The 10,556-nt window shown below is 57.4% G+C and carries 11 protein-coding genes; 6 read left to right on the top strand and 5 right to left on the bottom strand.

Features of this window, described 5'->3' with window-relative positions:
- Positions 1–1,360 (top strand): flagellar biosynthesis protein FlhF (locus CINSTRO3249_RS08175; protein WP_254304262.1); only part of this gene is annotated, 1,360 nt, incomplete at its 5' end.
- Between the two features lie 266 nt (positions 1,361–1,626).
- Here the strand turns inward: CINSTRO3249_RS08175 and prmC are convergent.
- From prmC to hemA, 3 genes are read right to left on the bottom strand one after another with little or no spacing between them, the layout of a single operon-like run.
- Positions 1,627–2,475: a peptide chain release factor N(5)-glutamine methyltransferase gene (prmC, locus tag CINSTRO3249_RS08170; protein ID WP_074012914.1), complete on the bottom strand. Its 849-nt coding sequence runs from the start codon at positions 2,473–2,475 to the stop codon at positions 1,627–1,629.
- Positions 2,475–3,557, bottom strand: coding sequence for a peptide chain release factor 1 (prfA, locus tag CINSTRO3249_RS08165; RefSeq protein WP_074012913.1), 1,083 nt, complete (start codon positions 3,555–3,557; stop codon positions 2,475–2,477). The genes prmC and prfA overlap by 1 nt, the downstream gene beginning before the upstream one ends.
- Positions 3,558–3,572: 15 nt before the next feature.
- Positions 3,573–4,844: a glutamyl-tRNA reductase gene (gene hemA / locus CINSTRO3249_RS08160; protein WP_074012912.1), complete on the bottom strand. Its 1,272-nt coding sequence runs from the start codon at positions 4,842–4,844 to the stop codon at positions 3,573–3,575.
- A 223-nt stretch (positions 4,845–5,067) separates the two neighbouring features.
- On the opposite strand from hemA, the gene lolB reads away from it, so the two are divergent.
- From lolB to prs, 3 genes are all read left to right on the top strand, one after another.
- Positions 5,068–5,688 carry a lipoprotein insertase outer membrane protein LolB gene (gene lolB, locus CINSTRO3249_RS08155; RefSeq protein ID WP_074012911.1) on the top strand — a complete coding sequence of 207 codons (621 nt, stop codon included), beginning with the start codon at positions 5,068–5,070 and terminating at the stop codon, positions 5,686–5,688.
- The gene (ispE, locus tag CINSTRO3249_RS08150) at positions 5,688–6,545 is read left to right on the top strand and encodes a 4-(cytidine 5'-diphospho)-2-C-methyl-D-erythritol kinase (RefSeq protein WP_074012910.1); all 858 of its coding nucleotides are present in this window, start codon (positions 5,688–5,690) and stop codon (positions 6,543–6,545) included. The genes lolB and ispE overlap by 1 nt, the downstream gene beginning before the upstream one ends.
- A 119-nt stretch (positions 6,546–6,664) precedes the next feature.
- A complete protein-coding gene (gene prs / locus CINSTRO3249_RS08145) occupies positions 6,665–7,612 on the top strand; it encodes a ribose-phosphate diphosphokinase (RefSeq protein ID WP_011411824.1) in 948 nt (315 codons plus the stop codon).
- Between the two features lie 277 nt (positions 7,613–7,889).
- Here the strand turns inward: prs and ychH are convergent, their stop codons facing one another.
- Positions 7,890–8,168, bottom strand: a complete 279-nt coding sequence (gene ychH / locus CINSTRO3249_RS08140; RefSeq protein ID WP_074012909.1) for a stress-induced protein YchH — start codon at positions 8,166–8,168, stop codon at positions 7,890–7,892.
- Between the two features lie 224 nt (positions 8,169–8,392).
- Here ychH and pth point away from each other — a divergent pair, with 224 nt between their 5' ends.
- Positions 8,393–8,977: an aminoacyl-tRNA hydrolase gene (pth, locus tag CINSTRO3249_RS08135; RefSeq protein WP_074012908.1), complete on the top strand. Its 585-nt coding sequence runs from the start codon at positions 8,393–8,395 to the stop codon at positions 8,975–8,977.
- Positions 8,978–9,091: 114 nt separating this feature from the next.
- Entirely contained in the window at positions 9,092–10,183 is a 1,092-nt protein-coding gene (gene ychF / locus CINSTRO3249_RS08130; protein ID WP_074012907.1) for a redox-regulated ATPase YchF, read from the top strand.
- Positions 10,184–10,353: 170 nt separating this feature from the next.
- On the opposite strand, the gene CINSTRO3249_RS17420 is transcribed toward ychF, so the two are convergent.
- A partial coding sequence (locus CINSTRO3249_RS17420) for a hypothetical protein (protein ID WP_217265381.1) occupies positions 10,354–10,556 on the bottom strand: 203 nt, incomplete at its 5' end.

Below are 10,556 nucleotides of genomic sequence, written 5' to 3'. Positions count from 1 at the left end.
CATAGGTATCTACACATTTATCGTGATACCTGTTATTACTTTGCAGAATGATTTCAACCTATCTGTTGGCGGGATTGACTCTCGCCTTACCCGCCGATATCAGACGCTGGTTAAACAGCATATGACGCCCGCGGCTCTTCTTGCTTCTGCGGTTAAAGACCTCGCAAGTGCTCAAAAATCAACTTTCGCAACTACCCAAGCTGTCTGGCGTTTTCTGAATAATAAGCGAATTAGCTTCAGTCAACTCAATGAGCCAATTATTTCGCTAGCACTTGAGCAAATTTCGCTTAGCCCGCATCCATACGCTCTCGTTGTTCATGATTGGTCACGTTTACAATTTCTTTACCATCATGCCAAATACGGACGCTTAAAAATGACGCACGGTGGCGATGTTGGATATGAACTTCAAAGCAGCTTGCTGGTTGATGCTGGCACGGGTTTGCCAATAGCGCCTCTATCTCAGACACTTACCGATGCAACCGGTTGTCATTCAACGTTGGCGGAAGGACTGTCCGAACGGCAGACACATATGGACGCCTTGACGACCGATATTGCCCGTGTGGAATCGCTTAATATAGGTAAAAAGCTGATTCATATAATTGATAGAGAGGGTGACTCTATTGGACATATGCGGACGTTGAGTACTCAAGGAATATGCTGGCTTATCCGAGGAAAAGAAGGACATGGTGCAGAGTGGCAAGGTAATTCATTGAAAATTGGTGAGATTGCTGCTCTTCTGCCATACAACGGATGCGGACAGGTAGACTGGAAAGGGAAAAAAGCTGATATGGAAATCAGTGAAACCTCGATAGTCATAACCCGAGCTGCGCAGCAGAAGCGTAAAGATAAAGAAACCGGCCGCCGCATAAAAATCCAACCTGGAGAGCCTCTGACGGTCAGATTGGTTGTTGTTCGGCTTACGGATGATCTCGGTAATGTGGTGGGACGCTGGACGCTGCTTACAAACGTTTGCAGCGAGATCACCTGCGAGGAAGTAGCTCGTTGGTATTACTGGCGCTGGAATATTGAATCATTTTTTAAGTTGCTGAAAGGTGCCGGACATGACGTAGAAACATGGCTTCAGCGCAGCGCGCCAGCCGTACTACGCAGGTTGTTAATAGCCAGTATGGCTGCTGTTCTGGTATGGCGGCTGCAACGCGCTGAAGGAGAAGAAAATGCGGCAGCCCGCCAGCTGATATGTCGCTTGTCAGGACGACAGCAAAAGCGAGGCCGCAGAGAGAGCGCTCCTGCTCTGCTCGCTGGCCTATCCATCTTGTTGAATACACTAAAATTATTATCGGAATATAGTCTGGAAGAACTTACTCATTTAGCGAGAGTTGCTCTTAAGCCTCCTCCCTGATGTGTAGATACCTATGCGCTCAGGGGATGTTGGTTATATTCAAAATCGGCAATCGTACTCATAAAGGTCCTGTTAACAGGGTGAGTCTGATAAGCGCCGGCAAAACAGCCGGCGTGGCTAACAAGAGGCAACCGGGGGCACGCTGCGGGAAACGGTGCCCGAACGGGCAGACCGCGGGGGGTACAGTTGGCGGGTGTGACCAACCGTGGTCATCGGTCATCCCTTTATCGCTCATAGCGCACGCATTCCCTCTGCCTTGCCGTCGGTCACGCTTGCGCGGGCGAGCGTTGTGCCTGGCTGACGCGCTCATTGCCGCCATAATCGCGCAACGTAGCTATCCTCTCAAAGCCGGCAGCGGCGAGCAGACCGCGCACGGCCGCCCCCTGGCGCCAGCCGTGCTCTAGCACCAGCCAGCCGCCCGGCGTTAAATGGGCCCCCGCCTCGCGGCAAATCGTCGCCAAATCCTGGAGGCCGTCTTCTCCCGCCACCAGGGCGCTGCGTGGCTCGAAGCGTACATCGCCCTGCATAAGATGGGGATCGTCCGCCTCAATATAAGGGGGATTACTCACAATAAGACGATAGCGTTGCGCCTGCAATGGTTTAAACCAATCACCCTCATGGAACTGCACATTATTCAGCCCCAGGCGGGCGGCGTTATCGCGGGCGAGCGCCACGGCGCCGGGCAGGCGGTCGACGCCGGTTATCCGCCATTCGGGCCGCTCCGAGGCCAGCGCCAGCGCGATGGCGCCGCTGCCGGTGCCCAAATCCAGCACCTCGGCGCGACCGGGCGGCAGCAGGTCCAGCGCGCGCTGAACCAGACATTCGGTGTCGGGGCGCGGAATCAGCGTATCGGCCGACACGCGCAGCGGCAGCGACCAGAATTCACGTTCGCCGGTCAAATAGGCCACGGGCTCGCCCCGTTCCCGCCGCGCTAACAGTGCCGCAAGCGTTGCCTGCTGCGCGTCCGAGAGCGGGGTTTCGCCGAAAGCCAGCAGACGGGTACGCGCCGCGCCGGTCACCTGCGCCAGCAGGATTTCGGCATCACGTCTGGCGCTGGGACTCAGGGAGGCGCGCAGCCGGGGGACGGCCTGGGCCAGCCATTGCTGCCAGGTCATCAGGGCGTCTCGGACAACGCGGCGAGCTGATCGGCTTGATACTCCTGCATAATAGGCTGGATCAGCATATCGAGCTTGCCTTCGATGACTTCATCCAGCCGGTAGAGCGTGAGGCCAATGCGGTGATCGGTCACCCGCCCTTGGGGAAAATTGTAAGTACGGATGCGATCGGAACGATCGCCGCTGCCCAGAAGATTACGCCGCGTGGAGGACTCTTCCTGCTGCCGGCGCTGGACTTCGGCGGCGCGCAAACGCGCGCCCAACACCGCCAGCGCCTTGGCTTTGTTCTTGTGCTGGGAACGTTCATCCTGGCACTCCACCACCAATCCCGTGGGCAGATGGGTAATGCGGATAGCCGAATCGGTGGTATTGACATGCTGGCCGCCCGCGCCGGAGGAGCGGAAAGTGTCAATGCGCAGATCGCCGGCGTTGATTTCCGGCAGCTCCGCCTCGGGGATTTCCGGCATCACCGCCACCGTACAGGCCGAGGTATGAATACGCCCCTGGGATTCGGTTTCCGGCACGCGCTGCACGCGATGGCCGCCGGATTCAAATTTCAATTGACCGTAGGCGCCTTCATGGGACACCTTGGCGATAACCTCTTTAAAGCCGCCGTGCTCGCCGTCGCTGGCGCTGACGATTTCCACCTTCCAGCGCCGGGTTTCGGCATAACGACTGTACATACGAAACAGATCGCCCGCGAACAGCGCCGCCTCATCGCCGCCGGTGCCGGCACGCACCTCCAGGAAACAGCCGCGTTCGTCGTCGGGATCCTTTGGCAGCAGCAGCACCTGCAACTGCTGCTCCAGCTGGTCCCGACTGGCGCGGGACGCCAGCAGCTCCTCTTGCGCCATGTCGCGCATTTCGGGATCTTGCAGCAGGTGCTCCGCGGTGTGGATGTCTTCTTGTACCTGCCGCCAATGCTGAAAACAGCGGGTGACATCAGAAAGCTGCGCGTACTCCTTCGACAGGGCGCGAAAACGGACCTGATCGGCAATCACGCCGGGATCGCCGAGTAGAACTTCCACTTCTTCGCGGCGCTCTTGCAACGCCTCCAATTTGGCGACTATCGAGGACTTCATGCGTGGTGGTTTACCTTATGTGTTGCAGTGCGTGTCCAGTCCTAGACCGTCACGCAAAATTTGTAGTCGCTCGGCGTCGCCTTCGCGGGCGGCCTGCTGCAGCGATTTGGTCGGCGTATGGATAAGACGGTTGGTCAGCTTGTGCGCCATCTCCTTCACCACCTGTTCCGGGTCGACGCCGAGACGCAGCGCCGCCAGCGCGCGGGCTTCAAACTCCTCCCGCAGGCTGTCGGCCTGCGTGCGATAATCGCGAATCGCCTCCACCGCCGACTGGCTGCGCAGCCATCCCATAAAATCCAGACTTTCCTGCGCAACAATGGTTTCCGCCAGTACCGCGGCATGTTTACGCTGCGCCAGATTTTTTTCAATAATGCTCTGGAGATCGTCCACCGTGTACAGATAGGCATCGGCCAATTTCGCCACCTCCGGTTCAATATCGCGCGGTACTGCAATATCCACCAACAACATGGGCTGATAACGGCGCTGTTTCAGCGCTCGTTCCACCATCCCTTTACCGATAATCGGCAACGTGCTGGCGGTGGAGGTAATAATAATGTCGGCCTCACCCAATTGGCTATCAATTTCCGCCAAGCTGATGACGTCGGCGCCCACTTCTTCCGCCAGCCGCTGCGCTCGCTCGCGGGTACGGTTGGCGATGAGCAGACGTTTTACTTTATGCTCGCGCAGGTGGCGCGCCACCAGTTCAATGGTTTCGCCTGCGCCCACCAGCAGCACCGTCACCTGGGCCAGGGATTCAAATATCTGCCGCGCCAGCGTGCAGGCGGCAAACGCCACCGACACCGCATGGGAGCCTATCTCGGTTTCGGTGCGGACCCGCTTGGCAACCGAGAAGGATTTTTGAAATAATCGCTCCAGATCCCCCGAAAGACCGTGCCCTCGGCGGGATTCGGCGAAGGCTTTTTTAACCTGTCCCAGGATTTGCGGCTCGCCGAGCACCAACGAGTCCAGGCCGCTGGCGACGCGCATCAGATGGCTGACGGCTTCATCGCCCAGATACCAATAGAGACTCTGGCGCACCTCGTCGGGCTCCAGCTGGTGATAATCGCACAGCCAGCGTACCAGCGCCTCCTGCAGGTCAGCCTGTTGCTCGACACTCAAATACAGCTCGGTGCGGTTACAGGTCGAAAGCACAACGCCGCCCTGCACCAGCGGTTGCGCAAGCAAGCTGCCCAGCGCCTGGTCGAGGGTCTCGGGTGAGAACGCCACCCGTTCGCGCAAAGCGACCGGCGCTGTTTTGTGATTGATACCGAGTGCGAGCAATGTCATGGATTAAGGCTACAGAGTAGTACAATCGTTAGTATGGTTATCGTCTGCGCGCATTCTACTTGATGCACAGGTGCAAGAAAAGCCGCACCGCACTTTCCTCCCCTTAAGGTGTACAACTTGTAAGGGTATAAAATCAAACTATTAAAGCCATTGACGCTAACGATGCCCTCCGCTAGCGTGAAAGAAAGCCATTCATCCCGCGTTATTGAAGGAAGTCGACGTCATGCCCGAGCGTAAATACGCCATTTTCCGTTTGCTGCCGCTGGCCAGTCTGCTGCTGGCCGCGTGTAGTGTCCATACCCCCTCCGGCCCGGCCAAAAGCCAGACCTCGCCGGAATGGCGCACCCACCAGCAGTCGCTCACCGCCCTCAGCCGTTACCAGACCCGCGGCGCCTTTGCCTATCTTTCCAGCCAGCAGAAAGTTTACGCGCGCTTCAACTGGCAGCAGACCAGCGCCGATCGCTACCGGCTGATTTTGACCAACCCGCTCGGCAGCACCGAGATGGATTTGAATGTTCAGCCGGGCGTGGCCCAGCTTGTCAACAATCAGGGCAAACGTTACGTCAGCGATGATCCCGAGGTGATGATCCAGAAACTGGCCGGCATGTCTATCCCGCTCAACGACCTGCGGCAGTGGATGCTCGGCCTGCCCGGCGATGCCACCGATTTTACCCTGGATTCCCGCGGCTATCTGCATAGCCTGAATTACAGCCACAACGGGCAGCGCTGGACCGTAACCTATCAGGGCTATCACGACGATACCCTTCCGGCGCTGCCGTCGAATCTGGAATTGCGCCAGGGCGACAATCGCATCAAATTGAAAATGGATAGCTGGAGCCTGTAATGACACGCCAGTGGCCGGCCCCGGCCAAGCTTAATCTGTTTTTATATATCACCGGCCGCCGTGCCGACGGCTATCATTGGCTGCAAACGCTATTTCAGTTTCTGGAGTACGGCGACACGCTGACCATCACCCCCACCGCCGCCGGCCGCATTCGCCTGCTAAACCCGATAGCGGGGGTGGCGGAAGAGGACAATCTTATCGTGCGCGCCGCCCGGCTGTTGCAGCGCCATTGCTGGGCAGCGGATGACCCGGCGGCGCCGGGGGCGGATATCCAGTTGGAGAAAGTGCTGCCGATGGGCGGCGGGCTCGGCGGCGGGTCTTCCGACGCCGCCACCGTGCTGATAGCGCTTAATACCCAATGGCACTGCGGGCTGGACGTGGCCACCCTGGCGCAGTTGGGACTGACGCTTGGCGCCGATGTGCCGGTGTTCGTACGCGGCGAGGCGGCCTTTGCCGAAGGAATCGGCGAGCGCCTCACGCCGGCCGCCCCGGCGGAAAAATGGTATTTGGTTGCCGTACCGCCGGTCAGTATTGCCACGCCGCGCATTTTCGGCGATCCTGAGCTGAGAAGAGACGCGCCACCGCGCTCGCTCGCCCAGCTTATGGCCACGCCTTTTCATAATGATTGTGAACCAATCGCAAGAAAACATTTTTCCGCGGTTGAACAGCATCTTTCATGGCTGTTAGAATACGCGCCGTCGCGACTGACTGGCACAGGCGCTTGTGTATTTGCCGAATTCGATACCGAGGCCGCCGCCCGTCAGGTTTTATCGCAGGCCCCGGCATGGATGCGCGGTTTTGTAGCCCGAGGCGTTAACGTTTCCCCGCTGCACCGCGCATTGTCAGGGGCGCACTAAGCCGCCTGACGGTGGCCTGATGCATTACCCGTATGGCATTGCCCCGCATGGCGCCGCCGCCTTCCCCGGCGTCAGGCTGGCGCAATACCTTCTCTGGACGCAAGCCTGAGGTTCTTCTCGTGCCCGATATGAAGCTTTTTGCTGGAAACGCCACCCCGGAACTGGCGCAACGTATTGCCAACCGTTTATACACCAGTCTCGGCAATGCCGCCGTCGGCCGTTTCAGCGACGGCGAAGTCAGTGTGCAAATCAATGAAAACGTTCGCGGTGGCGATATTTTCATCATCCAGTCCACCTGCGCGCCCACCAACGACAACCTGATGGAACTGGTGGTCATGGTTGATGCGCTGCGCCGGGCTTCCGCCGGTCGTATCACCGCCGTTATCCCCTACTTTGGTTATGCGCGTCAAGATCGCCGCGTCCGCTCCGCCCGCGTGCCGATTACCGCCAAAGTGGTGGCCGATTTCCTGTCAAGCGTCGGCGTTGACCGCGTGCTGACAGTTGATCTGCACGCTGAACAGATTCAGGGCTTCTTTGACGTGCCGGTGGACAACGTATTCGGCAGCCCGATCCTGCTGGAAGATATGCTGCAGCAGGATTTGGAAAACCCGATCGTGGTTTCCCCCGATATCGGCGGCGTGGTGCGCGCGCGCGCGATAGCCAAGCTGCTTAACGATACCGACATGGCGATTATCGACAAGCGCCGCCCGCGCGCTAACGTGTCACAGGTGATGCATATTATCGGCGACGTGGCGGGTCGCGACTGTGTGCTGGTGGACGATATGATTGATACTGGCGGTACCTTGTGCAAAGCCGCCGAAGCGCTCAAAGAGCGCGGCGCCAAGCGGGTATTCGCCTACGCCACGCACCCGATCTTCTCAGGCAATGCCTATGAAAACATCAAGAATTCGGTCATTGATGAAGTGATCGTCTGCGATACCATTCCGCTGGATCCGGCCATCAAGGCGCTGCCCAACGTGCGTACGCTGACGCTGTCCGGGATGCTGGCGGAGGCGATTCGCCGCATCAGCAACGAAGAATCCATCTCGGCCATGTTTGAGCATTGATTCGAGCATTGACAAGTCAGGGGCGCACGCACTTTCGCTGCGGCGCCCGTCGACATCGACGCCACGCCGGTTGCCTAAAAAGCACAGTCTGTTTATCCCCCGCTGCGGGATTGGCCTAAGCTAGTCATCCTTGCCCGATAATGCTGATGACCCAGCACCGGCAAGCCGGGGCGAAAAAGCCCGTGGTCGGCGATATCGTCTGGTCCGTTTTTGGCCATAGCCGACTGCGGCCGAACATTATGTGTTAGCCTGCCTGTCCCGGGACGACGGCCGCGAATTAGTGGTAGCGGGCGTTCTGGTCTTTTCGGCAGCGCGCGTCAAAACGGCGATGCCACCAGTAGCGGTCCGAAATTTCCTCGTGACCACCCATGCGCGCGCCCGCGAGCCATAACAGCGCGCCGACAAAAATGCCCATAATGCCGCCGTTGGCCATTAGGGCAGGCATAGTGATCTGGGGCAACTGGTTCAGCACCGATACGGCGATACTGGCAACCATCAGTATCATCCCCGCGCCCATCAGGCCATTGCCGACCAGCATTGCTGATTTACGTCTCATGCTACACCTCCTGATTGTCCTCTCGGACGCCCTGCTCGGCGTCACTCCTTTTACTGCTTAAAGTATAGCCAGAGTAAGCCCATCACCTTGTGGTGACGATCACAGACCTTTCAATAAATCACACAAATCAGCGCAGTCCGCACCGGCGCTGCGCCGCCGTGGATTTGAATTGTTTTGCCCGGGCAGAGTAAACTAACGCGCAAACCGCCCGATGAGAGTAAGACGTGACGATCAAATTAATTGTAGGCCTGGCCAATCCCGGCGCCGAGTACGCCGCCACCCGCCACAATGCCGGCGCCTGGTATGTCGAGTTACTGGCGGAGCGCTACCGGCAGACGCTAAAAGAAGAAAGCAAATTTTATGGCTATACCGGACGACTCAACCTCGGCGGCCAGGATGTCCGCCTGTTGGTGCCCACCACCTTTATGAATCTCAGCGGGAAAGCGGTGGCGGCGATGGCGACCTTTTACCGCATTGCGCCTGAAGAAATTCTGGTGGCCCACGATGAACTGGACCTGTTGCCCGGCAGCGCCCGGCTGAAGCTGGGGGGCGGCCATGGCGGCCATAACGGTCTAAAAGACATCATTAGCCGCTTGGGCAATAATCCCCAGTTTCACCGGCTGCGTATCGGCATCGGCCATCCGGGAGACAAAAATCAGGTGGTGGGCTTTGTGCTCGGCAAACCGCCCACAGCAGAACTTCAGCTGATTGATGGCGCCATTGACGAAGCGGTACGCTGTACGGAAATTCTGGTGACCCAGGATGCCGTAAAAGCCATGAACCGCCTGCATGCCTATCGCCCCGGTTGAATACCGGGCGTCGAGTAATGGCCGGATTCTGTGTATAATGAACGTTTAGAGTGATCTCATGCCGGCAATGGCAATTAACCGGCTGATAATAAAGCTATTTAAGGTGAAATAACCATGGGTTTCAAATGCGGTATCGTCGGGTTGCCCAACGTGGGCAAATCCACCCTGTTTAATGCGCTGACCAAAGCGGGCATCGAAGCAGCCAACTTCCCGTTTTGTACCATCGAGCCGAATACCGGCGTGGTGCCGATGCCCGACGCGCGCATGGATCAGCTGGCGGAGATCGTCAAGCCGCAGCGTACCGTGCCGACGACCATGGAGTTTGTCGATATCGCCGGGCTGGTGAAAGGCGCGTCAAAAGGGGAAGGTCTGGGCAACCAGTTCCTGACCAACATCCGTGAAACCGAAGCCATCGGCCATGTCGTGCGCTGCTTTGAAAACGACAATATTATTCATGTGGCGGGGAAAGTCTGTCCGGCGGAAGACATCGATGTCATTAATACCGAGCTGGCCTTGTCCGACCTGGAGGCGTGCGAGCGCGCCATCCACCGGGTGCAAAAACGGGCCAAGGGCGGCGACAAGGACGCCAAGCTGGAGCTGTCGGCGCTGGAAAAGTGCCTGCCCCACCTGAGCGATGCCGGCATGCTGCGCACGCTTGATTTGTCTGTCGAAGAGAAAAGCGCCATTCGCTATCTGAGCTTTTTGACGCTGAAACCCACGATGTACATCGCCAACGTCAACGAAGACGGTTTCGACAATAATCCTTATCTGGATGAGGTGCGCGCCATTGCCGCGGCTGAAGGGTCGGTGGTGGTCGCGGTCTGTGCCGCGGTAGAATCCGATATCGCCGAGCTCGACGAAGAGGAGCGCGAGGAATTTATGGCGGAGCTGGGGCTTGAAGAGCCGGGCCTGAACCGCGTCATTCGCGCCGGCTATGAGCTTCTCAATCTGCAAACCTATTTCACCGCCGGGGTGAAAGAAGTCCGCGCCTGGACCATCCCGGTCGGCGCCACCGCGCCGCAGGCGGCCGGGAAAATCCACACCGACTTTGAGAAAGGCTTTATCCGCGCCCAAACCATTTCCTTTGCCGATTTCATCACCTATAAAGGGGAGCAAGGCGCCAAAGAGGCCGGCAAAATGCGTTCCGAAGGGAAAGAGTACGTGGTGAAAGACGGCGACGTGATGAATTTCCTGTTCAACGTCTAAAATGACTTCTGTTGTCTCATGCGATCTCAATGCATCTTTTGAAGACTTATAAACCCTATTAAATCCACGCAGTTGCGTGGATTTTTCTTTTTATGGCTTATCATTTGATCTCATGACAGAACAGTCAAAAATGAGTATAAATATGAGTACCGCCAGTTTCTATATTCATTTTAGGTTAGTAAAATAGCGGTAAAAGAAATAGACAAGGACTCGATATGCTCGCTGAAACGCAATGCCGATGAGCTGGGGTCTGTAAATTTTTTTGTGTAAATGGCTCCATCGCTTAACTGGAGATTCGTTCTCCATACATCAACATGAATTGGCTCATAGCAGGTTTCCAGTCTCTGAGTGGCATGGTCCATTTGGCGGAAAT

The sequence above is a fragment of the Candidatus Sodalis sp. SoCistrobi genome, assembly GCF_900143145.1.
Taxonomy (GTDB): domain Bacteria; phylum Pseudomonadota; class Gammaproteobacteria; order Enterobacterales; family Enterobacteriaceae; genus SoCistrobi.
The sequence above is the reverse complement of the archived record's forward strand: the minus strand, read 5'-3'. Positions and strand labels throughout refer to the sequence as shown.

Excerpts from the sequence above, each read along its gene's own strand:
- lolB (WP_074012911.1), top strand. The coding sequence starts at position 5,068 with ATGCCCGAGCGTAAATACGCCATTTTCCGTTTGCTGCCGCTGGCCAGT.
- ychH (WP_074012909.1), bottom strand. The coding sequence starts at position 8,168 with ATGAGACGTAAATCAGCAATGCTGGTCGGCAATGGCCTGATGGGCGCG.
- ychF (WP_074012907.1), top strand. The coding sequence starts at position 9,092 with ATGGGTTTCAAATGCGGTATCGTCGGGTTGCCCAACGTGGGCAAATCC.
- ispE (WP_074012910.1), top strand. The coding sequence starts at position 5,688 with ATGACACGCCAGTGGCCGGCCCCGGCCAAGCTTAATCTGTTTTTATAT.
- hemA (WP_074012912.1), bottom strand. The coding sequence starts at position 4,844 with ATGACATTGCTCGCACTCGGTATCAATCACAAAACAGCGCCGGTCGCT.
- prmC (WP_074012914.1), bottom strand. The coding sequence starts at position 2,475 with ATGACCTGGCAGCAATGGCTGGCCCAGGCCGTCCCCCGGCTGCGCGCC.
- prfA (WP_074012913.1), bottom strand. The coding sequence starts at position 3,557 with ATGAAGTCCTCGATAGTCGCCAAATTGGAGGCGTTGCAAGAGCGCCGC.